The organism is Nocardiopsis endophytica (assembly GCF_027706725.1).
GTDB lineage: Bacteria > Actinomycetota > Actinomycetes > Streptosporangiales > Streptosporangiaceae > Nocardiopsis_A > Nocardiopsis_A endophytica.
The window spans coordinates 1-25686 of record NZ_JAQFWQ010000102.1 but is presented as its reverse complement, the minus strand read 5'-3'; the positions used below and the strand labels follow the sequence as shown (position 1 = coordinate 25686).

The following is a 25686-nucleotide window of genomic DNA, read 5'->3' as shown; positions in this document are numbered from 1 at the left end:
CGGGCTTATCGTGTCCGGTTTAACCCCGACTTCCCCGAGATCATCGCGGAGGGGGCCTCCCGGGCGGTGCATGTCGGGCATACCGGGCGGCGGGGGAGGGGGTCGCGCATCCTGTGTCGTGAAGTCGACGCTTTTGGGCTGATCAGGCGTCGGTTTCACGACGCAGGATGCCCCCGGGCTGCCCTGGGCGCCCGGAAGGCGGGTTCCGGGCGAGCCCATACCGGCCCGACGTCCGGTTTGCCTGGTTTCGAGGGTGCCGAGCCTTCTCCTGCGCCCTGTTCGACGTCCGGAGCGGGCCCAGGCGCGGTGCGGGTGCACGGTCATCGCGATACCAGAACGGGATTCGGTATCGGTGGGGCCTTAAATGGCACATCAGAGTCGTTTGTTGGGCCCGGTGTCACCGTGTGTAGTCGATATCGGCCCTCTCGGGCCTTGGGTGCGCGGCTGGGGCGACCGGTCGGCCGCACGTCCCCCCGGACGGCGGTCCGGGTGGTGCGAACGGGTATGAACCGGGCATCCTGTTCCCGAATCCCGTTCTGGTGTGGCCGTGTTCGTCGCCGCGGGGCTTGCGCGGACGTCGCGGAGCGCGTTTCCGGCCTTCTTTCGTGCTTAACGGGGAGTGTTCGTCCAGGTCGGGGGCCTGCATGGGTTCCCTGGGATGACCCGGCGGGCGTCCCGGGCGGCGAAGACCGCGAACCCTGGCCAAGCGCCGCCCTCCCGGACCGCGAGGGGCCTGGCGGACGGCAGGCGGGGCTCGGGAACCGCTGAGCTTTGGCCGTCGCTGCCCCCTCCGGTGACCATCCGCACGCGCCGCGCCCGACAGCGCTGCCCCGAGGGGTGCTGCCCTTTCTTCGTCGCCGCCTTCTACCTGGAACTCCGGTGGGCCGCCGCCCGGCCGAGGGGCGTGAGCGGGGTACCAGCTCAGCCGCCTGCCCTCCCGGGGCCTGGCGGACGGCAGGCGGGGCCGGGGAACCGCTGGGCTTTGGCCGTCGCTGCCCCCTCCGGTGACCATCCGCACGCGCCGCGCCCGGCGACGCTGCCATGTGGGCTGCCCACCTCGGTCGCTGTCACTGGGAGACGCCCACCTCCCTCGCCCTCTCTCCGTGGGGTGTGTCGCCGCCTTGTGGTGGTCCCCGGCGGTCGTTCCATCGTCGGGTCATTACCCGTCGTGTTCGTTCTTTTTGTCTTTTACGTCGGTGTCCGCCGTGGCGACTCCGGGGGAACCGGAACCTTTTCGTGACCTCTGCTCGAACGTGTCGGAATCGCCGACGCGCGATCCTGGGGGAATCGGACCTGCGGAATTGTCCGGAAACGGACGGGCGAGCGGGTGTTTTCTGCTCCGGAATCCGGTTCCGCCCGGCGCGTCGCGGCCGGTCCGGGGGCGGATGCGCCCCGCCCGGCGCGGGAAAGGCGCGAAAACGCTCCCGATTGGCATAACGTGGGGCGTGCCGCGGATGCACTGGGCGCCGCGGGCGCCCCGCCCGGCCGGTGAACGGCCCATCCCGCCTCCCGTGGCCGCGCTTTCCTCCGCGCGGTGCCCGACAGCCACGACCTCCCGGAGCAGCGGCGGCGCGAACGCGGCCAGGATGGCTAAACTGATCCGAATCGGACGCCCGATGTACCTCCGAGCGCCGCGGCCCGGAGGCGTCCGCACCGACACCAGGGATTGAAACAGCACGTGAACCGCACAACCGGCGCAGCGGAGGGGACGGTCGGACCGCAGCCGGCCCGCGGGGAGGGCGGGGCCGACGCGGCCTTCGCCGGTGCGCCCGCGGCCTTGGCCGCGGTCGACCGCTCCGGCGTGATCGTCCAGGCCAACCGGGCCTTCACCGAGGCCGTCGGCGTCTCCGCCGAGGAGCTGGTCGGACGCCCCTGGCCCGACCTGCTCTCCGGCGCCGACTCCGGCCGCGCCTGGGACCTGCACGGAGGCGCCTTCAAACGGCAGGAACCCCGCCCCCGGGCGGTGGGCCTGCTCCGCCCCGACGGCGAGCGGCGCCGCCTCACCGTGCGCGTGCGCGCCCTGCCCGGCGCCGACGACGCCCCCGGCACCGCCGCCGCGGTGGTCATGCTCCAGGAGACGGTGCGCGACGAGGAGGCCGTGCGCGCCCTCACCGAGCTGCGCACCGCCGGGTCCGACACCGCCCTGTGGAGCCTGGACCTGCGCACCGGCCGCATCCGCGAACTCTTCGGCCCCTCGCCGCTGGGCCGGATGCTCGCCGGGGACGCCCGCGACCTGGAGGCGCTCCTGGTCCGCGTGCACCCGGACGACATCGCCCGGGTTCGCGACGCGGTCGAGGCCTCCCACCTGGGCCGCGACTACGAGCAGCGGTTCCGGATGACCGACCTGGTCGGCGACGAGCGGGTCCTGCACGCCAAGGCCCGCTACGTGGAGGGCCCGACCGGCCCCCGGCTGGTCGGCGTCGTCGACGACGTCACCGAGCACGTGCAGCTCATCCGCCGCCTGGCCGACCGCCGCCGGATCGAGGCCGCCCAGGGCCGCCAGGTCACCGAGCTGGCCGCCAAGCTCGTCTCGGCCACCACCGTGGACGAGGTCACCGGCCTGCTCGCGGAGGACTTCGTGCCCATCTTCGGCGGCAGCGCCGCCGGGGTGATGTTGGTCGAGGACGGCGTGCTGCGCCCCTACCCGACGGCCCGGGTGCGCTCGGGCACCGAACCGCTCATCGACGGCCGGGACGCCGCCGACGCGGCCTACCCCATGGGCGCGGTCGTCCAGGACCGCCAGCCCCGCTTCTTCGAGAGCCGGGCCGAGATGCTGGAGCGCTTCCCGGCCGCCGAGCCCCTGATGGCCCGCTCCCGCTCCCAGTCCTGGGCCACCGTGCCCATCTTCGGCGACCGCCGCGTCGCGCTGGGCGTGTGGCAGGTCGCCTGGAACCGCCCGCACCACGCCACCCCCGACGAGCGCGCCCTCATGCTCACCCTCGCCGGTCTGGCCGGGCAGGCCCTGCAGCGCGTGTACCGGCAGCTCGAAGAGCTGGAGCTGGCCGACGAGGTGCAGCGCCGCATGCTGCCCCCGCAGATCCCGCACGTGGGCGACCTCGACATCGCCGTGAGGTACCTGCCCGCCCGCGCCGGGTGGCGGGTCTGCGGCGACTTCTACGACGTGATCCGCCTGCCCGGGCGCCGCGTCGGCCTGGTCGTGGGCGACGTGCAGGGCCACGGCGTGGAGGCGGCCGCCGCCATGGGCCAGATCCGGGTCGCCTTCCGCGCCTACGCCACCACCGAGGCCGACCCGGGCGCGGTGCTGGCCGAGACCAACCGCCTCCTCACCGAGACGGGCGAGATCGTCTTCGCGACCTGCGGCTACCTCGTCCTGGACCTGGACACCGGCCGGATGCGCGCGGCCTGGGCCGGGCAGCCGCCGGCGATCATCGCCACCGAGGACGGCTACGAGGCCTGGGAGGTGGAGACCGGCCCGCCGGTGGGCGTGGACTCCGAGAGCAAGTACTCGGTGACCGAGCGGGTGCTGCACCCGGGGGAGACCCTGCTGATGTGCTCCGACGGGCTGGTGGAGAGCTCGGATGTGTCCATGGACGACGGCCTTGCCGCCACCGGCGAGGCGCTGATGAGCATGGGCGCCGACGTGCACGCCGCCGCGACGAGCCTGGCCGCCCTGGCCCCGGCCGGGCGCGGCGACGACATCGCCATCCTCATCGCCCGGATGAGCGGCTGAGGAGACCCCGGGCGGCGGCACGCAGAGCCCCGCGCGCCCGACGGCCGTCGGCGGCGAATGGCTCCCCGCCGCGGGCGCTCCACCGCCCGGTCGAGCACCGTCCGGAGGGACGACGGCCCCGCGGCACCGGCTGGAGCCTCCGGCCTCCTGCTCCGGCCTCCGTCTCCGAGCTCCGGCCGCCCGGGGCGGTGGGTGCGACCCGATACCGTGGAGGCGTGTCCGAAACGCTGTTCGACGACGCTGGAGCCGAGGCCCAGCGCGCCCAGGAGCCGCTGGCCGTGCGGATGCGCCCGCGCACCCTGGACGAGGTGGCCGGCCAGGGGCACCTGCTGGGCGCGGGCAGCCCGCTCCGCCGCCTGGTCGAGGACGACGCCCCCATGTCGCTGTTCCTGTGGGGTCCGCCCGGCACCGGAAAGACCACCCTGGCCACCGTGGTCAGCCGCGCCACCGACCGCCGCTTCGTGGAGCTGTCCGCGGTCAGCGCCGGGGTCAAGGAGGTGCGCGCGGTCATCGACGAGGCGCGCCGCCTCATGGGCATGCGCGGCACCCGCACCCTCCTCTTCGTCGACGAGGTGCACCGCTTCAGCAAGACCCAGCAGGACGCCCTGCTCCCGGCGGTGGAGAACCGGTGGGTCAGCTTCATCGGCGCCACCACCGAGAACCCCTTCTTCTCCGTCGTGTCCCCGCTGCTGTCGCGGTCGCTGCTGCTCACCCTGGAGTCGCTGTCCGACGACGACGTGCGCGGCGTGCTCGCCCGCGCCCTGGAGGACGAGCGCGGACTCGGCGGCCGCCACACCCTCTCCGCCGAGGCCGAGGAGCACCTGGTCCGCCTCGCCGGCGGCGACGGGCGCCGCTCCCTGACCTACCTGGAGGCCGCCTCCCTGGTGGCGGGGGAGCGCGACGAGATCACCCTGGCCGACCTGGAGCGCGCGGTCGACCGGCACGCGGTGCGCTACGACCGCTCCGGCGACCAGCACTACGACGTGATCAGCGCGTTCATCAAGAGCATGCGCGGCAGCGACCCGGACGCCGCCCTGCACTACCTGGCCCGGATGATCGAGGCGGGGGAGGACCCCCGGTTCATCGCCCGGCGCCTCGTCGTGCACGCCAGCGAGGACGTGGGGATGGCCGACCCCGCGGCCCTGCAGACGGCGGTGGCCGCGGCCCAGGCGGTGGAGCTGATCGGGCTGCCCGAGGCGCGCATCAACCTGGCCCAGGCGGTGGTGCACATCAGCCTGGCGCCCAAGTCGAACGCGGTCATCCGCGCGATCGACGCGGCCATGGGCGACGTGCGCGCCGGCCGCGCCGGAGCGGTGCCCGCGCACCTGCGCGACGGCCACTACAAGGGCGCCGAGCAGCTCGGCCACGGGGAGGGCTACAAGTACGCCCACGACTACCCGGGCGGGGTGGTGGCCCAGCAGTACGCCCCGGACGGCCTGGACGGCACCGAGTACTACCGCCCGACCTCCCACGGCGCCGAGCGCCGCTACGCCGAGGTGCTGGAGCGCATCAAGGAGGTCCGCCGCCCCGGGGGCTCCGGGGACGGCTCCGACGGCTAGGGCGTGGGCCTCAGAGGCTTTTCGATCGGGCTTCCGTCCCTCGGGTGGGCCAACCGGTGACGCTCCTGGGACGGGACCGACCTGTCCTGACGGCGAACGTCGCATCACTCGGCGGGGCACCGTCGGTGCCTTCCGCATCGGCTTCTCCGGAGCGGCACGGCAGAGGCCCAGGCCACGCTCGCAAAGGCGGGCTGCCGGTCAAGAGACCGGCGACGGGTCGGCGGGCAGGGCGGCGGCGTTCAGGGATCCGAAGCCGGGACGAGGTCGCGTCTCCTAGAGACGAGGTCGCATCTCCTAGGACCTGTCCGGAGTCCTGTGGCGTCCCGCCGGTGCGGGCCTGTCCGGCCCGGATTCCCGTTGATCTCGGGAAAAACGCCCCTAAAAGCGCGGTTTTAGCGTCGATTCTCCCGAGATCAACAACGGGGGTGGCCAGGTGAAGGGGGAACTCCAGACGGGACCTGGAGCGGTGAGCTCCGTCCGCCCAGGGCCGATCCGGTCGCATCGGCTTCATGCCGAACCGATCCGGCCATCGCCGGTCCTGCGCCTCACCGGCGCCCCGCCCGCAGACGCCCCCCGCCACCGGCCCGCTCAGCCCTCCAACGGCTGCGGGTACAGCTCGGTGATCCGGACGATCTCCGGCTCGCCGCCGTCGCCGCCCTCTCCACCGGCCTCGGCGAACTCGACCTCCGCGATCACCACCCGCCCCCACGACAGGTAGTCCGTGAACTCGGCCCCGGTCGCCTCGTAGGTGCCGCGGCCGTCCTCGATCCACCCCGGGCCGGGGGTGCAGTAGTTCGCGCACAGCACCTCGGCGTCCTCGGGGATGACCGCCGTCTCCGGCTCCGCCCCCTCCGCGGGCACCCAGTAGGCGTCCCAGTCCTCCGGGCGGATCGCCCCGCCCTCCGGGGGCTCGGCGCCGGGGTCGGCCTCCTCCACCCGGGTGAACACCCACGGGCCGTCCTGCGGGTTCTCCTGCTCGGTGGGGTCGAACCGCACCGTCGCGGTGCGCGGCCCCTCCTGCGTCTCCACCGGCGCCGACGGCGACTCCGAGGGCCGGGGCGCGGGCTCGTCCCCGCCGCCCACCACCTGCAGCCCCGCCCACGCGCCGCCGCCCAGCAGCGCCACCACGACCGCGGCCCCGCCGATCAGCAGCGGCACCCGCCCCGGCCGGCGCACCGCCCCGTCGTCCAGGTGGATCATCCGCGGCAGCCGGGCGGGCTCCACCACGCCCTGCCACTCCCGGGACAGCACCTTGGTCACCGCGGTCCCCCGCACGCCCGCCTGCCCGGTCCCGTCGCCGCCCTCGGCGACGATCTGCTCCCAGGCGGCGATCGCCGAGCCGATCAGCTCACGGATGGAGGGCCGCTCCGCCGGGTCCTTGGCCAGCGCGCGGGAGACCAGCGGCATCAGCTCCCGCGGCACCCCGTCCAGCACCGGCTCCTCGGTCTGCACCCGCCGCGCCAGCACCTCCGGCTCGCCCAGCCCGAACGGCAGCTTGCCGGTGGCGGCGAACGCCAGCACCGCCCCCCAGGCGAACACGTCCGCGCCCGGCGACGGCGGCGCCCCCTGGTGCCGCTCCGGGCTGAGCCACGCCCCGGCGGTGCGCCGCAGCACCTCGTCGTCTCCGGGCAGCGCGCAGTCCAGGATGCGCGGCCCCTTGCTGCCGATGATCACGTTGCCGGGCTTGATGTCGCCGTGCGGCACGTGCCGCCGGTGCAGCGCCAGCAGCCCCTCGGCCAGCCCGGCCGCCAGCGCCAGCAGCCGCCCCGGCCCCATGGGCCCGCGCCGCCGGATGTAGGCCGCCAGCGGGATGCCCGAGACGTAGGGCATCGCCAGCCACGGAGGCGACGCCTCGGCGTCGAAGCGCACCGGGGGCACGTACACCCGCCCGTCCACCGCGGCCAGCGCGTCCAGGCGGGTGTGCAGCGCCCCGCGGGCGTGCGGGTCGTCCAGCTCGGTGGAGTGCAGCGCCTTGACCGCGGCCAGCGGGTCGTCCCCGCCCATCGGGTCCACCGCGGCGAACACGGTCCCGGTGCCGCCCTGCCCGATCCGCCCGATCACCAGGTAGGGGCCCAGACGCCGAGGGTCGGACGGGGCCAGCGGCCCCAGGTTCGGAGGGACCAGAACGGACATCTCGTTCGGGGAGCGTCGGCTCATGCGGGGGTCCTGTCCAGCCTGTCGTCGTGATGGGGGGCGAATGGTGTGCCGTCTCCGATTCTCGTGCATAGCGGTCGATCCGTCGACGCGCCGGCCGTGCGCGGTCCGGGCGCCACGCCCCGCACAGGGGAGGGCGCACGCCTTCCGGACGCGATAGGGTCGTCCGTATTCGGCTCCCGGACCGGCTTCCCGGCCCGGCCGCAGGCGCGGCGCCCCCGCCCGCCCCCGGCCGTGCGGCCCCGTCCCCCCGGAGAGCCCCCGAACCCCGACCGCCAACGGAGCCCGCATGCTGACCGGAGGAGAGCTCGCCGCCCTCATCGCGGCGGTGGTCTGGACCGTCCTGGTCGCGTTCCTGTGCGTGACCCTCGTCAAGCTGACCCGGCTGCTCACCGAGGCCACCAAGGTCGTGGCCGACTTCGGTGAGCGCACCCGGCCGCTGCTCGACGACGTGGCCGCCACCGTGGAGCGCACCGACGCCTCGCTGGAGCGCGTGGAGGAGATCACCGCCAACGTCGCGGCCTCCACCGAGGACCTGTCCACCATGACCGCGCTCACCCGGTCGGTGGTGAGCGGGCCGCTTGTGAAGATCGCGTCGCTGTCCTACGGTGTGCGCCGCGTGATGGGTCAGCGCAGGGCCCTGGCGCTGGTGCGCACCCGCCGCAGGAGGGAGCGCCGGTGACCGGCCGCCTGATCTATCTCGTCGCGGGAGCCGTGCTCGGCGGGTATGTTGTGCACAGGCTCAACCGCACGGCACGTGCGTGGAGTCCGGAAGGCATCGCCGACCGCGTCGAGGACCGCGTCGCCGACTACCGGGCCGCTCTCCGCGAGTTCAACGAGGACGTCCACGACGCCATGGAGCAGCGGGAGGCCGAGCTCCTTCGCCTCTACTCCGCCGAGCGGTCGGGTCCCGGCGGGCTTCCCCGCCCCGTCCGGGCACAGATCGAAACGCGCGGCGCGAACGGCGCCCCCGAGATGAAGGACGGCCGCTGATGGAGACGGCAGAAATCGCACGCCGCTTCCTCGCATTCTTCGAGAAGAACGGACACACCGTCGTCCCCTCCGCGAGCCTGGTCGCCGAGGACCCCACGCTGCTGCTGGTCCCGGCCGGCATGGTGCCGTTCAAGCCCTACTTCCTGGGCCAGCGCACGCCGCCCTACGACACCGCCACCAGCGTGCAGAAGTGCATCCGCACCAAGGACATCGAAGAGGTCGGCAAGACCGCCCGGCACGCCACCTTCTTCCAGATGCTCGGCAACTTCTCCTTCGGCGACTACTTCAAGGAGCGGGCCATCCCGCTGGCCTGGGAGCTGGTGACCACCCCCGTCGAGGAGGGCGGCTTCGGCATCGACCCCGAGCGGCTGTGGGTGACCGTCTACCTCGACGACGACGAGGCCGCCGCCATCTGGCGCGACAAGGTCGGCGTGCGCCCCGAGCGCATCCAGCGCATGGGGATGGACGAGAACTACTGGGACATGGGCGTGCCCGGCCCCTGCGGCCCCTGCTCGGAGATCTTCTACGACCGCGGCCCCGAGTACGGCGCCGACGGCGGCCCCGCGGCCGACGAGGACCGCTACATCGAGATCTGGAACCTCGTCTTCATGCAGTACGAGCGGGGCGAGGGGTCCGGCAAGGACTACCCGATCCTCGGCGACCTGCCCAAGAAGAACATCGACACCGGCCTGGGCCTGGAGCGCCTGGCCTCGGTGCTGCAGGGCGTCGACAACATCTACGAGACCGACATCATCGGCCGCGTGCTGGCCAAGGCCGCCGAGCTCACCGGCACCCGCTACGGCGACGACTCCGGCCAGGACGTCATGCTGCGCGTGGTCGCCGACCACGTGCGCAGCGCCGTCATGCTGGTCGGCGACGGGGTGCGGCCCGGCAACGAGAAGGCCGGGTACGTCCTGCGCCGGATCCTGCGCCGCTCCATCCGCAACCTGCGGCTGCTCTCCGGCTCCGACGCCTTCCACATGCACGAGCTGACCGCGGTCAGCATCGACGCGATGAAGGACATCTACCCGGACCTGCTCGAGAAGGCGGCGATGATCCACGGCGTCATCGACGCCGAGGAGCGCAACTTCGCCGACACCCTGCGCTCGGGCACCGCGCTGTTCAACCGCGCGGCCGAGCGCACCCGCGCCGCGGGCGGCACCACCTTCTCCGGCTCCGACGCCTTCCAGCTCCACGACACCTACGGCTTCCCCATCGACCTCACCCTGGAGATGGCGGCCGAGCAGGGGCTGGAGGTCGACGAGAACGCCTTCGACTCGCTCATGCAGCAGCAGCGGGACACCGCCAAGCGCGACGCCAAGGCCAAGAAGCTCGGCAACGCCGACGTCAGCGTCTACGCGCGGCTCCTGGACACCTCCGGCGCCACCGACTTCCTCGGCTACACCGACCAGGAGGGCGAGGCCCGCGTCCTGGGCCTGATCGTCGACGGGCAGGCGGTCGACGTCGCCCGCGCCGGGGACAAGGTCGAGATCGTGCTCGACCGCACCCCCTTCTACGCCGAGTCCGGCGGCCAGCTCGCCGACAAGGGCACCATCAGCGCCGACGGCCGCGGCACCGCCGACGTCGAGGACGTGCAGAAGCCGCTGCCCGGCCTGTTCGTCCACCGCGGCACGGTGCGCTCCGGCGAGCTGGTGGTCGACGACCCGGTGCACGCCGCCATCGACGGCGGCCGCCGCGCCTCGGTCTCCCGCTCCCACTCGGCCACCCACCTCATCCACTCGGCGCTGCGCAATGCGCTGGGCCCCTCGGCCGGGCAGGCCGGGTCGGAGAACCAGCCCGGGCGGCTGCGCTTCGACTTCACCGCCGACCGGCCGCTGCGCCCCGAGGAGCTGGCCGAGGTCGAGGAGGAGGTCAACACCGTCCTGGCCGACGACATCCCGGTCCGCGACTTCCAGACCTCCCTGGACGAGGCGCTGAAGATGGGCGCCCTGGCCATGTTCGGCGAGAAGTACGGCGACCGGGTGCGCGTGGTCGAGATGAGCGACTACTCCCGCGAGCTGTGCGGAGGCACCCATGTCCCGGCCACCGGCCGCCTCGGCGTGGTCAAGGTGCTGGGCGAGTCCTCGGTCGGCTCGGGCGTGCGCCGCGTGGAGGCCGCCGTCGGCATCGACGCCTTCCGCCGCCTGTCCAAGGAGTCCATGCTGGTCGGCCAGCTCTCCGAGCAGCTCAAGGCCCCGCGCGAGGAGCTGCCCGAGCGCATCGACTCCCTGGTCTCCCGGATGCGCGCCGCCGAGAAGGAGATCGAGCGGCTGCGCGCCGCCCAGGTGCTCCAGGCCGCCGCCGGGCTGGCCGACGGCGCCCGCGAGCGCGCCGGCGTGCTGCTGGTCGCCCACCGCGCCGAGGACGGCGCCACCGGTGACGACCTGCGCAAGCTGGCACTGGACGTGCGCGGGCGGCTCGGCGAGGACCGCCCCGCCGTGGTCGCCGTGGCCGGGGTGCCCAAGGACCGGCCCGTGGTCGTGGTCGCCGCCAACAAGGCCGCCCAGAAGCGCGGCCTGAAGGCCGGGGACCTGGTGGGCGTCGCCGCGCGCGAGCTCGGCGGCGGCGGGGGCGGCAAGCCCGACGTCGCCCAGGGCGGCGGCACCGACCCCGCCGCGATCGACCGCGCCCTCGGCGCCATCGATGCGCGCGTCGGTGAGTCCGCCTGAGCCGCTTGCGGGGCGGAGCCGTCAGGCGGGGCCGCGCTCCGTCGGGGTCCCGCCCAGGGAGTCGTCGTGTGGGTCATGGCCGCCGCGAGCGGCGCCCGGGCGTGTCCATCGCAGGGCCGCCGTGTCCCCCGGGGACGGGGGAGCCGGTCCGGCAGGTCGGCGGCTATACGGCGCGCGGCGCCCGGGCGCCGCGCGCGAGGCCGTGATCTGCGCATCGCCTCCCCGCGTGCCGCTCCGGACCGCGCCCGTCGTGGGCGCTGTCCGCGTGCGGCCACCGCGAGGCCGAAGAGGGGAGTCGGGCCGAAGGGCCGTCGACCATTGAGAACTCAGTGAGAGTCGTGTCCGTTCGCCGTGCCGCCGGTGATGATCCACGCAAAACCCCCTAAGGTGTGTTGCCTGGATCAGGCCCGTCGGGGACGGTGTCCAGGTGCGGCCGTCGCGTAGAGGAGGGCGTCCCGACCGGGCCGCCGTCCGATGGGGACGCGGCGTGGGCCGTGCCCGGGCGTCGCGCCGCACGCGGTGGTCCACGCGACACGCTCCAGCCCGCCGCGGCGCGCGACAAGCGCAGGAAGCCCAGCGCCGCGGTGGACCGCCGCCGCGCCAGCCGCCCGGCGCGGTGCCCGCCAGAAAGGAACGAGACGTGACCCCTGCCACCGCCCGTAGGGTGGGTCGCATGGATCGTGAGCGGCGTCCGGGTGCGGCCGCCGCCCGGACAGCGGCGCTCCGGCCGCGCCGCCGGCCGCCGGAGGAGCGGCGCGGGCCGCACCCCGGCGCCGTGCGGCGGGCCGTGATCCCCGCGCCATGCCCTGGTTCCCGCACGGGGGAGTCCGCTCGTTGAGGAACGGCGTACGTCTGGCCGTGGACCCCGGTGACGCCCGCATCGGCGTCGCCGCCAGTGACCCGGGCGGTGTGCTGGCCTCCCCCGTGGAGACCGTCCGCCGCGGCCGGGGAGACCTCGACCGCATCGCCGCCCTGGTGGTCGAGCGCGAGGCCAGGGAGGTCGTGGTCGGCCTGCCCGCGTCGCTGTCCGGAGCGGAGGGGGCCGCCGCCCGGTCGGCGCGCGCGTTCGCCGCGGCGCTGGCCGCCAAGCTGGACCCGGTGCCGGTGCGCATGGTCGACGAGCGGCTGACCACCGTGACCGCCCAGCAGCAGCTGGTCTCCGGCCCCGGGCACGCCAAGCGCGGCGCCCGGGCGGGCCGCGCCCGCCGCGCCGTGATCGACCAGGCGGCCGCCGTGGTCCTGCTGCAGGCGGCGCTGGACACCGAGCGCACAGCGGGCCGTCCCCCGGGGGAGATCGTCGAGGTGGTCCGATGAGCGGCAACGACCCCTACGGCGACCGGCGACCCTACCGGGGCCGCAGGGCCCGCTCGGAGGAGCCCGCCGAGCCGGACCCGCTGACCGGCCCACACGCCCGCCCCGCGGCCGACCCGCGCTCCGGGCCGCACTCCGGCCCGGTCGAGGGCCCACGCTCCGACCTGGGGTCCGCGCTCGGCGGGCGCCGCCGCGCGGCCGGCGCCTCCGCCGCGGGCCAGGCCGACCCCCTCGGCGCCCCGGGCCGGTCGGGCGACCCGCTCACCGACCCCTGGTCCGCCGCGCCCCCGCCGGGGGCCCGGCACGCCTCCGGGGGCCCAGCGCCCGCAGGGGAGCCGTTCACCGACGCGGCCCCCCGACCGCCCAGGCACGGCCGCCACGCCACCGGCGGCGCGGACCCGCTGTCCGACCCGCTCGGCGGCCCGGCCCCCACGTCCCCGGAGACGGGGGCCTGGCCGGGGCAGGACACCGGCGCGTGGCCCGCCGCTCCGGCCGCACAGCCGGGTGACCGGTCCGCGGGCGCCTCGCCCGGCTCAGGCCCGGACACCGGCTCGTGGCCCGGGGTGTCCGGCGGCCCCGCGGCGCCGCAGGCCTCCGGCGGCCCCCGGCGGGGCCGCCGCCGCAAACCCGAGACCGACCCCGACCTTGTGGGTCCCGCCCCTGAGGGCGGCGCCGCGGCCCCTCCGCCGCGCGGCCCCTCCCCCGACTCCGGCCCGCTGCCCGCCGGTCCCGCAGACCCCGACGGCCACCGGCCCCGCGGCCGTCGCCGCCGCCGGGGGGACGAGGACGAGGCCGACCCGCTGGGCCTGGGCTCCGCGCCGGACGAGGGCGAGGACGACCCGTTCGACCGCCCGCTGCCCCGGCGCACCCTGGACTTCGACGCGGTTCCGGTGACGCGCAAGGGCGGGCGGCGCAGGGCGCGCCGCTCCGGGCCCGAGCGCGAACCCGCCGAGTACGCCGAGCACGAAGAGGGCGCGGACGACGGGTACGACGATCCCCCGGATGGCCCGGACCGACGCGGGCGCGCGGGGCGCGCCGAGCGTGCGGGGCGCACCGAGCGCACCGGGCGCCGGGAGCGGCGGGGCCGCCGGGAGCGGCGTGGGCCCGAAGCCGACCCGCACCCGTCGGAACCGCTCGCGGCGGCCGCCCCCGCGGCGCCCGAGTACGCGCCGGAGACGCCCCGGCGCAGGCACGCCGAGCCCGACCACTCGACCGATCCGGACACCGACGACGACCGCGGCGACGGCCCCGGGGACGACGCGCACGCCGAGCCCGCCCCGCGCGGGCGCCGTTCGCGCCGGAGCGATGACCGCGAGGCCCCCCGCCGCTCCCGCCGCCGCGGCGGCGGGAACCGGGGCCGGGGCCGCGGCGGGGACGGGGACCGCCCCGCCCGCAGCGGGAGGACCAAGGTCATCGTGGTCGGCGCCGCCCTGGCTGTCGTCGTCGCGGGCGGCGGCTTCGCCGCGCGCACCTACCTGTTCCCCGCCGACTACGACGGCGCGGGTAGCGGCGAGGTCGAGGTCGTCGTCCCGGAGGGCGCCTCCGGCGGCGCCATCGGCGGCATCCTGGAGGACGCGGGCGTGGTGGCCAGCTCCCGGGCGTTCACCAACGCGCTCGGCGAGGCCGGGGCCGAGCTGCCGCCCGGCACCTACCGGCTGCGCTCGGAGATGAGCGCGGACGCGGCGGTGGAGCTGATGCTCGACCCCTCCGCCCGCGCCGAGACCCGGGTCACCATCAAGGAGGGCAAGCGGGGCTCGGAGATCCTGGCGCAGGTGTCGGAGGAGGCCGGCATCCCGCTGGAGGACCTGCAGGCCGCGTTCGACGACCCGGCCTCGCTCGGCGTGCCCGACTACGCCGAGAAGGGCACCGAGGGCTACCTGTTCCCGGACACCTACACCTTCACCCCCGACATGACCGCCCAGGACGCGCTGTCCATGATGGTGCGCCGGTTCGGCCAGGTCGCCGAGGACCCCGGGGTCGACCTGGAGGCGTCGGCCGAGGCGGCGGACATGGACCCGAACGAGGTGATGGCGGTGGCCGCCATCGTGCAGGCCGAGACCGGGTCGGTCGAGGACATGCCGGACATCTCCGCGGTGGTCCACAACCGCCTGGAGCAGGGCATGGAGCTGGGCATGGACAGCACCTGCTTCTACGTCATCGGCGAGCACGGCATCGCCCTGACCAACGACCAGCTCGACCGGTGCAAGGCCGAGGACAGCGACTACGCCACCTACGGCCGCAAGGGCCTGCCCGCCGGGCCGTTCGTCAGCCCGGGGGAGGCCGCCATCAAGGCGGCGCTGAACCCCTCCGACGCGGACTACCTGTACTTCGTGGCGACCGACCCGGAGAACGGGGTCACCGAATTCGCCGAGACCTACGAGGAGTTCCAGTTGCTCAAGCAGCGGTTCCAGCAGAGCCAGCAGGGGGGCGCCTGATGCGCGCGGCCGTGCTGGGCTCGCCCGTGGAGCACTCGCTGTCCCCGGTGCTGCACGGGGCCGCCTACGAGGCGCTGGGCATCGCGGGGGAGTGGAGCTACGGGCGCCACGAGTGCCGGGAGGACGGGCTGCTGCCGTTCCTGCGCGGCTGCGGCCCCGAATGGGCGGGCCTGTCGCTGACCATGCCGCTCAAGAAGGCCGCCCTGGACGCCGCCGACGCCGCCGACGACGCCTCCCGCGAGGTGGGCGCGTCGAACACGCTGGTCTTCCGCGAAGGGCGGCGCCTGGCCTACAACACCGACGTGTACGGCATCGGCGAGGCGCTCCGCGAAGCCGGGGCCGGCGCCCCGCGCACCGCCGCGGTGCTGGGCGGCGGGGCGACGGCCGCCTCCGCCGTCGCGGCCCTGCGCCGCCTGGGTGCGGCGTCGGTCACGGTGCTGGCCCGGGACCCCGCGCGGGCCGAGGGCGTGCGGCTGGCCGGGGAGCGCGCCGGGATCGCCGTGGAGCTGGCGCCCCTGGCCGAGCTGGAGCGCCACATCGACGTCGACCTGGTGGCCAGCACGCTGCCGTCCGGTGCCGCCGACCCCTGGGCCGACACGGTCGCCGCGAGCGGCGCCGCCGTGTTCGACGTGGTCTACAGCCCGTGGCCGACCGTGCTGGGGCGAGCGGCGGCGGAGGCCGGACGCACCGTCGTCGGTGGCTTCCCGATGCTGCTGCACCAGGCGGCGGCTCAGGTGGAGCTGATGACCGGGGCCGAGCGGGCCCCGGTGGAGCGGATGCGCCGCGCGGGCGAGGCCGAACTCGCCCGGCGGGCCGAGAAGGCCGCGGCCGAGCGGGCGTGACCGCGCCGGCCCCCGCGACGGCGCCGCCGTCGTGGGGCCGGGCGCCGCGGTGCCCGGGAATAGCCCGCTGCGCACCGGCGTTGGCGGGCGTACAGGGTGTCCCCCCAGCGGAGGCCCATCGGGTCCGGCGACCCTGGTAGAGTGGGGTCCTGACCTGAACCGGGCGCGCACGCGCCCGGGACGCAAGCGGAGGCGGGTCCTCCCACCTGTCGGGCGCAGCTCGCACAGGTATCCGGTCGGCGGTGCGACGCACCGCGCGGGGCCGCACGGCTCCGCCGGACGCACATGTCCGCCGCCCGGTGGATCACCCCGCTTGCCACGGCTGGCGGGGTTTTTCGCTTTCCGCCCCCTTAATCCCGGGGCCGCGGGTGGGAACCCCTACTACGGAGCATCACGACAAGGCTAGGGAGGGGTCTCATCAGCGCCGAGCCCCGCATCAACGACCGCATCCGGGTTTCCGAGGTCCGACTCGTCGGGCCCAATGGCGAGCAGGTCGGCATCGTGCCCGTGCAGGACGCCCTGCGCCTGGCACAGGAGGCCGACCTCGACTTGGTCGAGGTCGCCCCGACCGCGCGGCCGCCGGTCGCCAAGCTGATGGACTACGGCAAGTTCAAGTACGAGTCCGCGGTCAAGGCGCGCGAGTCGCGTAAGAACCAGTCGAACACGATCATCAAGGAGATCAAGCTCCGCCCGAAGATCGACGCGCACGACTACGACACCAAGAAGGGTCACGTCGAGCGCTTCCTCAAGGGCGGGGACAAGGTCAAGGTGACGATCATGTTCCGCGGCCGTGAGCAGTCGCGCCCCGAGCTGGGCCGCCGACTGCTGGCCCGGCTGGCCGAGGACGTCCAGGACCTGGGATCGGTGGAGTCGCAGCCCAAGCAGGACGGCCGCAACATGGTCATGGTCCTGGGGCCGCACAAGCGCCGCTCCGAGCACAAGGCCGAGGCCCGCGCCGCCGGCGGCGGCAAGACCCGCCGCGAACAGCGCCGCGAGGAGCAGGAGAGCGGGCAGGGCTGACCCGCCCGCCGACACGCCGGCGCCGGGCCGCTCCGGGCGGCCCGGCGCCGGGCGTGCGCAGCCGAGACAACGAGTAGGAGACGACGGCGAGATGCCGAAGAACAAATCGCACAGTGGTGCCAGCAAGCGCTTCCGCGTGACCGGCTCCGGCAAGATCATGCGCCGCCGTGCCAACAAGAACCACCTGCTGGAGCACAAGCCCTCCAAGCGCACCCGACGCCTGTCCGGCGAGGTGGAGATGGCGCGTGCCGACGCCAAGAAGATCAAGAAGCTGCTGGGCTGAGCCCGGCCGCGTTCGGACGTAGACGAAGCGGTGGCGCGGTGAGCGTCACCGGGAACCTCTGAGGAGTCACAGTGGCACGCGTGAAGCGGGCTCTCAACGCCAAGAAGAAGCGCCGGGTCGTCCTCGAGCGGGCCAGCGGCTACCGCGGCCAGCGGTCGCGCCTGTACCGCAAGGCCAAGGAGCAGATGCTCCACTCGATGACCTACTCCTACCGGGACCGCAAGGACCGCAAGGGCCAGTTCCGCCGCCTGTGGATCCAGCGCATCAACGCCGGCGCCCGCGCGAACGGCCTCACCTACAACCGGTTCATGCAGGGCCTGAAGACCGCCGGCATCGAGGTCGACCGCCGCATGCTCGCCGAGCTCGCGGTCAACGACCCGGCCGCGTTCGCCTCCCTGGTCCAGACGGCGAAGAAGAACCTGCCCGCCCCCGCCTCCCAGGCCGCGGCCTGACCCCGGAGCACGGGTCCGCGATGGCGAGCCACGAGTACACGAGCGTCCGCTCCCCCCGGATCAAGGGGGCTCGTCGGCTCGCCAAGCGCGCCTTCCGCCAGCGCGAGCGGCGCTTCCTGGCGGAGGGCCCGCAGGCGGTGCGCGAGGCGCTGGCCCGCCCCGGCGGCGTGGCCGAGCTGTTCGCCACCGCCGAGGCCGCCCGCCGCCACGACGACCTGGTCACCGCCGCCTACGCCGCGGACGTTCCGGTGCACCGGGTCAGCGTGGAGGTGATGGCCGAGCTGGCGCAGACGGTCACCCCCCAGGGGCTGGTGGCGGTCTGCCCGTTCGTGGACGTGCCGCTGGAGCGGGTGCGCGGCGCCCGCCTGGTGGCCGTCCTGTCCCACGTGCGCGACCCCGGCAACGCCGGAACGGTGCTGCGCACCGCCGACGCGGCCGGGGCCGACGCCGTGGTGTTCACCGACGCCTCGGTCGACCCCTACAACGGCAAGTGCGTGCGCGCCTCGGCCGGGAGCCTGTTCCACCTGCCCGTGGTGGTGGACGTCCCCGCCGCCGAGGCGGTGGACCTGCTGCGCGGCGAGGGCGCCGCGGTGTGGGCCGCCGACGGCGGCGGCGACGCCGACCTGCACGCCACCGCCGACGCGGGCGGCCTCGGCGGCCCCGTCGCCTGGGTCTTCGGCAACGAGGCCTGGGGTCTGCCCGCCGAGACCCTCGCGCTGACCGACGGCGCGGTGAGCGTGCCGATCTACGGCGCCGCCGAGAGCCTCAACCTCGCCACGGCCGCCGCGGTGTGCCTGTACACCACCGCGCGCGAGCAGCGCAGGCCCGGCGGTCCGTCCGCGCGCCGCGATGCGGACGGCGCTTAACCTCCGTTACGACCCGTGATCCGGGTAGGCGCGCGGAACACGCACGTCACCTGGGCCGCAGCGGGCCGCGTCCGGTGCGGCGCGGGCGCTGCCGGTCCTGCGGCGACTTGCCCGCGCCCCCGCCGGAGCCGCTACGCTCGGTCCATCACGGCGGAGCCCCGCACCCGGTCCGACTAGCCGCTCCCGCGGAAGGGTACTGACCTTCGGTGACACCGGGGGAGGGCGGCGGCGCCGCCAGGGGCGTTGCGAGGGTGCGGGAGGCGGTCGTGGACGGCGACCAGAGCGCAGGGACCGCGGCCGGCACCGCCGTCGCCGCCGACGACCTGCCGGACGGGCTGCTCGTCGCCGACGGCGCCGGGCGCGTCGTGGTGTTCAACCGGATGGCCGCCCGCCTGTGCCGCACCGACCCCGACGCCGCGCTCGGCCGCGACCTGCGCGACGTCCTGCCGCTGACCGACGCCGACGGCCGCGACTGGTGGAAGTGCTCCGACCCCTACGGCGGCCTGCGCACCCGCACCCGCCAGCCCGAGCGCCGCCTCCACCTGGGCGACGGCCGCGAGGTGCTGATGAGCGCCCGCTACGTGCGCGGGCGCCCCGCCGGGCCGCTGGCCCGCCTGGTGGTCACGCTGCGCGACGCCGCCCCGCGCGAGCGCGCCGACCGCGGCCGCGCCGACCTGGTCTCCACCGTCGCCCACGAACTGCGCTCCCCGCTGACCAGCGTCAAGGGCTTCACCGCCACCGTGCTGGCCAAGTGGGACCGGCTCACCGAGCGGCAGAAGATCTTCATGCTGGAGACCGTCAACGCCGACGCCGACCGGGTCACCCGCCTGATCACCGAGCTGCTCAGCGTCTCGCGGATCGAGTCCGGGCGGCTGGAGGTGCGCCGCGCCGTGGTCGACCTGCCCGAGCGGGTGCGCAAGGTGGTCGCCGGGCGGATCGCCGCGGGCGATGCCGCCGAGCGGTTCCGGCTGCACGTGGCCGGCCCGCTGCCCGAGCTGTGGCTGGACGCCGACAAGATCGAGCAGATCCTGTCCAACCTGGTGGAAAACGCGGTGCGGCACGGCGCTGGTACTGTCACCATAGTGATCGAGCCGCATGAGGAGGGAGCAGCCGTGTCGGTGCGCGACGAGGGCACGGGCATTCCGCCCGAGGCCGTGCCGCGCGTCTTCCGCCAGTTCTGGCGCTCCCGGCGCCGCGGCGGCACCGGCCTGGGGCTGTTCATCGTCAAGGGCCTGATCGAGGCCCACGGCGGCGCGATCACCGTCGGCCGCGCCCCCGCGGGGGGCGCGGAGTTCCGATTTACCGTGCCCGCCGGCGCCCCCGAGTTCGCCTGAGCGGACCGGCGCAGCGGCGGGCCTTCCACCAGCAGTGACTGCTCCTTGTCGGCCAGAGCCCGCCGCCGCGGCGGGCTGCGAGGCGAAAGAACCATGTCTGCACCCAACAACTCCTATGACCCGGTCGAGGTGACGCCCCTCCACCCCGACGAGGTCGCCACGATGCTCGACGCGGCCCTGGCCGCGATCGCGGCGGCCGACACCCTGGAGGCCCTGAAGGAGGCCAAGGCCGCGCACGCCGGGGACCGCTCCCCGCTCGCCCTGGCCAACCGCGAGATCGGCTCGCTGCCCCCCTCCGCCAAGGCCGAGGCCGGCAAGCGCGTCGGCGGCGCCCGCAAGCGGGTCGGCCAGGCCCTCAAGGACCGCCAGGCCGAGCTGGAGGCCGAGCGCGACCGCCGCGTCCTCATCGACGAGGCCGTCGACGTCACCCTGCCCACCGGCCGCGCGCCCCGCGGGGCCCGGCACCCCCTGACCACCGTCGCCGAGCGCATGACCGACATCTTCGTCGCCATGGGCTTCGAGGTGGCCGAGGGCCCCGAGGTCGAGGCCGAGTGGTACAACTTCGACGCCCTGAACTTCCTGCCCGACCACCCCGCCCGCACCATGCAGGACACCTTCTTCGTGCAGGCGCCCTCCGGCGGGGAGTCCCGGCAGGTGCTGCGCACCCACACCTCCCCGGTGCAGGTGCGGGCGCTGCTGGAGCGCGAGCTGCCCGTCTACGTGGTCGCCCCCGGCACCACCTTCCGCACCGACGAGCTGGACGCCACCCACACCCCCGTCTTCCACCAGCTCGAGGGCCTGGTCGTGGACGAGGGCATCACCATGGCCCACCTGCGCGGCGCGATCGACGCCTTCGTGGAGGGGATGTTCGGCAGCGGCCTGCGGACCCGCTTCCGGGCCTCCTACTTCCCCTTCACCGAGCCGTCGGCCGAGGTCGACATGGAGTGCTTCGTGTGCCGGGGCGCCTCGGTGGGCGACCCCGACCGCCCCTGCCGCACCTGCTCCTCGGAGGGGTGGATCGAGATCGGCGGGTGCGGCGTGGTCAACCCGCGGGTGCTCACCGCCGCGGGGGTGGACACCGGGCGCTACAGCGGCTGGGCCTTCGGGCTGGGCATCGAGCGCACGCTGATGTTCGCCAACGGCGTCGAGGACATGCACGACATGGTCGAGGGCGACGCCCGGTTCACCTCGGCCTTCGGGATGGAGATCTGATGCGCGTCCCCCTTTCCTGGCTGCGCGAGTACACCGGCCTGCCCGAGGGCACCACCGCCCGCTCCCTGGCCGCCCGCCTCATCGAGGCCGGGCTGGAGGTGGAGACGGTCGAGGCCGTCGGCGCGGACATCACCGGGCCGCTGGTCGCCGGGCGGGTCCTGGAGATCGAGGAGCTGACCGGCTTCAAGAAGCCCATCCGGTTCTGCCGGGTCGACGTGGGCCGGGCCAACGGCACCGGCGAGCCGCAGGGCATCGTCTGCGGCGCCCGCAACTTCGCCGAGGGCGACCTGGTCGTGGTGGCCCTGCCCGGGGCCGAGCTGCCCGGCGGCTTCGCCATCGGCGCCCGCAAGACCTACGGCCGCATGTCCGAGGGCATGATCTGCTCGGCCTCCGAGCTGAACCTGTGGGAGGACCACGCGGGCATCATCGTCCTGGAGCCCGGCACCGCCGAGCCCGGCGAGGACGCCTTCGGCTTCCTGCCGCTGCGCGAGGACGTCCTCGACATCGCCGTCACCCCCGACCGCGGCTACGCGCTGTCGGTGCGGGGCGTGGCCCGCGACGCCGCCGCCCTGTACGGCACGGACTTCCGCGACCCCGCCGAGGCGGTCGGGGTCGCTGGAACCGCGGGCGGGGGCCACCCGGCCGAGGCCGACCCCGCCCTGTGCGGCAACTACGTGCTGCGCACCGCGCGCGGGTACGACCCGGCCGCGCCCACCCCGATCTGGATGAAGCGGCGCCTGGCCCTGTGCGGCGTGCGCTCCATCTCGCTGGCGGTCGACATCACCAACTACGTGATGATGGAGCTGGGCCAGCCCCTGCACGCGTGGGACGGCGACCGCATCCAGGGCGCCCTGCGGGTGCGCTCCGCCCGCAAGGGCGAGTCGCTGGAGACCCTCGACCACGTCAAGCGCGACCTCGACCCCGACGACATCGTCATCGCCGACGACCGCGGCCCGGTCAACATCGCCGGTGTCATGGGCGGCGCCGAGACCGAGGTCGGCGAGGACACCCGGAACGTCATCGTCGAGGCCGGGCACTTCGACGAGACGCACATCGCCCGCGCCTCCCGCCGCCACCAGCTCTCCTCGGAGTCCTCCCGGCGCTTCGAGCGCGGCATCGACTCCGACCTGCAGCTGCGGGCCGCCACCCGCGCCGCGGACCTTCTGGCCGAGCTCGGCGGCGCGCAGGTGGAGCCCGGCTACACGGCGGTGGGCGCCGGCCGGGCGCCGCGCCCGATCGCGCTGGACGCCGCCCACCCCGGGCGGGTCGCCGGGGTGGACTACCCGCGGGCGACCGTCGTGCACCGGCTGGAGCAGATGGGCTGCGCGGTGGAGGGCGACGGCGACGCGCTCAGCGTCACCCCGCCCACCTGGCGGCCCGACCTGACCGACCCCAACGACCTCGCCGAAGAGGTCATCCGCCTGGAGGGGTACGAGAACATCCCGTCGGTGCCGCCGCGCGCGCCCGCCGGGCGCGGGCTCACCCCCTCCCAGCGCATGCGCCGGGCGGTGGGCCGGGCCCTGGCCGCGTCGGGGCACAACGAGGTGCTGTGCTACCCGTTCATCGGCGAGCGCGACCTCGACGGGCTCCAGATCGAGGCCGACGACCCGCGCCGCACCTGCGTCCGGCTGGCCAACCCGCTCAACGACGACGCGCCGCTGCTGCGCACCACCCTGCTCCCGGGGCTGCTCACCACGCTGGTGCGCAATGTGGGGCGGGGCATGGCCGACGTCGCCCTGTACGAGACCGGGCTGGTGTACCTGCCCAAGGAGGGTGCGCCGGAGCGCGCGCCGCTGCCGGGGGTCGACCGCGCCCCCACGGCCGAGGAGCGCGAGGCGCTGGACGCGGCGCTGCCCGAGCAGCCGCTGCGCGCGGCGGCCGTGCTGGCCGGACGCCGTGAGCCCGCCGGGTGGTGGGGCGAGGGCCGTGAGGTGTCCTGGTCCGACGCCGTGGAGTCGGCCCGCGAGGTCGCCCGCGCCGCCCGCGTGGAGCTCGTGGTGCGCGCGGCGCAGTACGCGCCCTGGCACCCGGGGCGGTGCGCGGCGCTGTACGCGGTCACCGGCGGCGGTGAGGTGCTCGTGGGGCACGCCGGGGAGCTGCACCCGCGTGTCGTCAACGCCTACGGGCTGCCGCCGCGCACGGTCGCCATGGAGATCGGCCTGGACCTGCTGCTGGAGGCGGCCGAGCCGCTGACGGCGCCGCACGTGTCGTCCTACCCGGTCGCCATCCAGGACGTGGCCCTGGTGGTCGGGCAGGACGTGCCCGCGGGCGAGGTCGAGGCGGCGCTGCGGTCCGGTGCCGGAGAGCTGCTGGAGGACGTGCGGCTGTTCGACATCTTCACCGGCGAGCAGGTGGGGGAGGGGCGCAAGTCGCTCGCCTACACGCTGCGGTTCCGCGCCTCCGACCGGACCCTGACCGCGGAGGAGGCGGCGCAGGCGCGCGAGGCGGCCGTGGCCGCCGCGGCCGAGCGCACGGGGGCGGTCCTGCGCGGTTAGCGCGGCGCGGCGCCGCTCGTGCCCGCCGGTCCCCTCGGGACCGCGGGCGGCCCGCGACCTGACAAGGTCCCGCACCGGACGAGCCCGTCCGGTGCGGGATTTTTTTCGCCGCGTAATCCCTGGTGGTGCGGGGTTTTGCGAGGCAGGGCGGAGGGTAGCGTGAATGCCTCTTGTAAATCGGGGGAGTATTCCTTGTTTCGTCTCTTGAACCGGGGGCGGACGCGGCCTTAACCTGCAGGCACCTGCCGCGACCCGGGCTCGCCGGACTCTCGCGGAACAGCTGTTTCACTCGGCGTTCTCGCGTGCTCGACGCACGCACGACGTGGCTCGGAGGTCGGTTTATGACCGAAACAGTGGTTTCGTATGCCCGCGAACAGCTTAAGCAGCGGGAGCCCGGACGCTTCTGGCATACGTTCAGCGATATGCACCGGGTCACCCAGGGCCCGAAGTTCACGGTGGCGCGCGCCGAGGGCGTGTGGCTCTGGGACGAGTCCGGGGACCGCTATCTCGACGGGACCGCGAGCCTCTGGTACTGCAATGTCGGGCACGGCCGCAAGGAGATCGCCGACGCGGTGCACCGGCAGATGACCGAGCTGGAGGCCTACACGGTCTACGGCGACTTCGCCAACGCCCCGGCGATCGAGCTGAGCGAGCGGCTGGCCGCTCACGCCCCGGTGGCCGACCCCAGGGTCATCCTCACCTGCGGGGGCGGCGAGTCCATCGAGACCGCGGCCAAGCTGGCGCGGCGCTACTTCGCGGCGGTGGGCTCCCCCGAGCGCACCCACCTGATCTCCCGCACCGGGGGGTACCACGGCCTGCACGGCTTCGGCACCGGCATCATCGGGATGGACCGGTTCCGCGAGGGCTTCGGGCCGACGGTGGAGGACGCCTCGGTGGTGCCGCACGACTCGGCCGCCGCGCTGGAGGCCGAGATCCTGCGGGTCGGGCCCGAGCGGGTGGCGGCGTTCTTCGCCGAGCCGGTGATCGGCGCGGGCGGGGTGTACGCCCCGGAGCCGGGCTACTTCGAGGAGGTCTCCCGGATCTGCCGCCGGTACGGGGTGCTGTTCGTCGCCGACAGCGTCATCTGCGGCTTCGCCCGGCTGGGGGACTGGTTCGGCATCGAGCGCTTCGGCGTCCGCCCGGACATGGTGGTCTTCGCCAAGGGGGTCACCAGCGGGTACCTTCCGCTGGGCGGGGTGATCGTCGACGGTCGCATCGCCGAGCCGTTCTGGAACCGGCCGGGCAACCCCTTCCACCACGGCACCACGTACGCGGGGCACCCGTCCTGCTGCGCGGCTGCCCAGGCCAACATGGACATCCTCGAGCGCGAGGACCTGTTCACCGTGGCCCGGGAGATCGAGGTGCAGCTGGAGTCGGCGGTGCGCACCCTGGAGGACCACCCGCTGGTCGAACAGGTGCGCGCGGGCACGGGCGTGATGGCGGCGGTGAAGCTGAACGCCGAGGCCGCCGAGCGCGGGGTGACCGCGCCGGATGTGTTCACCGAGGCCCGCTCGCGCGGCGTGGTGGTGCGGGCGATCCCGGAGACGCTGCTCATCTCGCCGCCGCTGGTGATCACCTGGGAGCAGATCGAGCACCTGGTGGCGACGGTGCGGGGCGCCCTGGACGCGGTGGCGGCCCGGTAGCCCCCGGGGAGGTATCCTTTCCACAGAAATGTTTCTTAGGAAGAAGTTTTCTGTGGAAAATGAGTCACGGGAGATGGGCGGGCCGACCGCCGGGCGGGCCGATGGGCCGACCGAAGGACCGACCGATGATGATCTGATCACCGCCTGGGGCCTGGTCCACGAGGCGCTCAGGGACATCGACCCGATGCTGCTCAAGGGGGTCGACGTCAGCGGCGGCGAAATGGCCGGCCCCTGGTTCGAGGTCCTCATCCGGCTGCAGCGGTCGCCGGAGCACCGGCTGCCGATGAGCAGGCTCGCCCGCGAGGTGAGCCTGAGCAGCGGCGGTTTCACCAAGCTCGCGGACCGGATGGCGCACAAGGGCTATCTGGCCCGCGAGTCCTGCCCCACGGACCGGCGGGTGGTCTATGCGGTGCTGACCCCCGCCGGACGTGAGGTGGCCGACGAGGCCAAGGTCCGCCACGCGGCCCTGCTGAGGGAGCACGTCCTCAGCGTGATCGGGGCCGAGGGCGTCGCGAAGCTGGCCGAGCTGGCGAGGGCCTTGAGGGACAACGCCCGCGCGGGTGAGTGAGCCCGGCGGGTTCTGGGTGGACGACGGACGCCGGTGGGCGGGGAGGGGAGCCCCGCCCCGGGCGTCCGGGCAGGACGGGCGGACGCTGCCCTTCGCCCTTCCGAGGGCCCACCCGGGGTGAGCGGGTAGCGGTGGCGGCTGGCCGTCGTCGGGGGCCCG

Annotated in this window: 18 protein-coding genes; 17 read left to right on the top strand and 1 reads right to left on the bottom strand. The window is 74.7% G+C overall.

What is annotated here, in order from left to right; genetic code table 11:
- Positions 1 to 1678: 1678 nt before the first annotated feature.
- Entirely contained in the window at positions 1679 to 3691 is a 2013-nt protein-coding gene (locus O4J56_RS25685) for a SpoIIE family protein phosphatase (protein ID WP_270689310.1), read from the top strand.
- 215 nt (positions 3692 to 3906) lie between these two features.
- Positions 3907 to 5250, top strand: coding sequence for a replication-associated recombination protein A (locus tag O4J56_RS25680; RefSeq protein WP_270689309.1), 1344 nt, complete (start codon positions 3907 to 3909; stop codon positions 5248 to 5250).
- 588 nt (positions 5251 to 5838) lie between these two features.
- Here the strand turns inward: O4J56_RS25680 and O4J56_RS25675 are convergent.
- Positions 5839 to 7407, bottom strand: a complete 1569-nt coding sequence (locus tag O4J56_RS25675; RefSeq protein ID WP_270689307.1) for a serine/threonine protein kinase — start codon at positions 7405 to 7407, stop codon at positions 5839 to 5841.
- Positions 7408 to 7693: 286 nt separating this feature from the next.
- On the opposite strand from O4J56_RS25675, the gene O4J56_RS25670 reads away from it, so the two are divergent.
- From O4J56_RS25670 to O4J56_RS25600, 15 genes are all read left to right on the top strand, one after another.
- Complete coding sequence (locus O4J56_RS25670; RefSeq protein ID WP_270689306.1) at positions 7694 to 8086, top strand: DUF948 domain-containing protein; 393 nt, start codon at positions 7694 to 7696, stop codon at positions 8084 to 8086.
- Complete coding sequence (locus O4J56_RS25665) at positions 8083 to 8397, top strand: hypothetical protein (protein ID WP_270689304.1); 315 nt, start codon at positions 8083 to 8085, stop codon at positions 8395 to 8397. The genes O4J56_RS25670 and O4J56_RS25665 overlap by 4 nt, the downstream gene beginning before the upstream one ends.
- The gene (gene alaS / locus O4J56_RS25660) at positions 8397 to 11066 is read left to right on the top strand and encodes an alanine--tRNA ligase (protein WP_270689302.1); all 2670 of its coding nucleotides are present in this window, start codon (positions 8397 to 8399) and stop codon (positions 11064 to 11066) included. The genes O4J56_RS25665 and alaS overlap by 1 nt, the downstream gene beginning before the upstream one ends.
- A gap of 834 nt (positions 11067 to 11900) precedes the next feature.
- Positions 11901 to 12380, top strand: coding sequence for a Holliday junction resolvase RuvX (ruvX, locus tag O4J56_RS25655; RefSeq protein ID WP_270689300.1), 480 nt, complete (start codon positions 11901 to 11903; stop codon positions 12378 to 12380).
- The gene (mltG, locus tag O4J56_RS25650; RefSeq protein WP_270689298.1) at positions 12377 to 14812 is read left to right on the top strand and encodes an endolytic transglycosylase MltG; all 2436 of its coding nucleotides are present in this window, start codon (positions 12377 to 12379) and stop codon (positions 14810 to 14812) included. The genes ruvX and mltG overlap by 4 nt, the downstream gene beginning before the upstream one ends.
- On the top strand, positions 14812 to 15654 hold the full coding sequence (locus O4J56_RS25645; RefSeq protein WP_270689296.1) for a shikimate dehydrogenase: 843 nt from the start codon (positions 14812 to 14814) through the stop codon (positions 15652 to 15654). Before mltG ends, O4J56_RS25645 begins: the two co-directional genes overlap by 1 nt.
- 390 nt (positions 15655 to 16044) lie before the next feature.
- Positions 16045 to 16674 (top strand): translation initiation factor IF-3, encoded by a 630-nt coding sequence (gene infC / locus O4J56_RS25640; protein ID WP_333563821.1) that lies wholly within the window; start codon positions 16045 to 16047, stop codon positions 16672 to 16674.
- Between the two features lie 91 nt (positions 16675 to 16765).
- On the top strand, positions 16766 to 16957 hold the full coding sequence (gene rpmI, locus O4J56_RS25635) for a 50S ribosomal protein L35 (protein WP_270689294.1): 192 nt from the start codon (positions 16766 to 16768) through the stop codon (positions 16955 to 16957).
- A gap of 71 nt (positions 16958 to 17028) precedes the next feature.
- Positions 17029 to 17409 (top strand): 50S ribosomal protein L20, encoded by a 381-nt coding sequence (gene rplT / locus O4J56_RS25630; RefSeq protein WP_270689292.1) that lies wholly within the window; start codon positions 17029 to 17031, stop codon positions 17407 to 17409.
- A gap of 20 nt (positions 17410 to 17429) precedes the next feature.
- On the top strand, positions 17430 to 18275 hold the full coding sequence (locus tag O4J56_RS25625) for a TrmH family RNA methyltransferase (RefSeq protein WP_270689290.1): 846 nt from the start codon (positions 17430 to 17432) through the stop codon (positions 18273 to 18275).
- A gap of 251 nt (positions 18276 to 18526) precedes the next feature.
- Complete coding sequence (locus O4J56_RS25620; protein WP_270689311.1) at positions 18527 to 19609, top strand: sensor histidine kinase; 1083 nt, start codon at positions 18527 to 18529, stop codon at positions 19607 to 19609.
- A 93-nt stretch (positions 19610 to 19702) separates the two neighbouring features.
- The gene (gene pheS, locus O4J56_RS25615) at positions 19703 to 20821 is read left to right on the top strand and encodes a phenylalanine--tRNA ligase subunit alpha (RefSeq protein WP_270689288.1); all 1119 of its coding nucleotides are present in this window, start codon (positions 19703 to 19705) and stop codon (positions 20819 to 20821) included.
- Positions 20821 to 23316: a phenylalanine--tRNA ligase subunit beta gene (gene pheT, locus O4J56_RS25610; protein WP_270689286.1), complete on the top strand. Its 2496-nt coding sequence runs from the start codon at positions 20821 to 20823 to the stop codon at positions 23314 to 23316. Before pheS ends, pheT begins: the two co-directional genes overlap by 1 nt.
- Before the next feature lie 422 nt (positions 23317 to 23738).
- Positions 23739 to 24959 carry an aminotransferase family protein gene (locus O4J56_RS25605; protein WP_270689284.1) on the top strand — a complete coding sequence of 407 codons (1221 nt, stop codon included), beginning with the start codon at positions 23739 to 23741 and terminating at the stop codon, positions 24957 to 24959.
- Positions 24960 to 25032: 73 nt separating this feature from the next.
- The gene (locus O4J56_RS25600) at positions 25033 to 25527 is read left to right on the top strand and encodes a MarR family winged helix-turn-helix transcriptional regulator (RefSeq protein ID WP_270689282.1); all 495 of its coding nucleotides are present in this window, start codon (positions 25033 to 25035) and stop codon (positions 25525 to 25527) included.
- Positions 25528 to 25686: the final 159 nt, after the last annotated feature.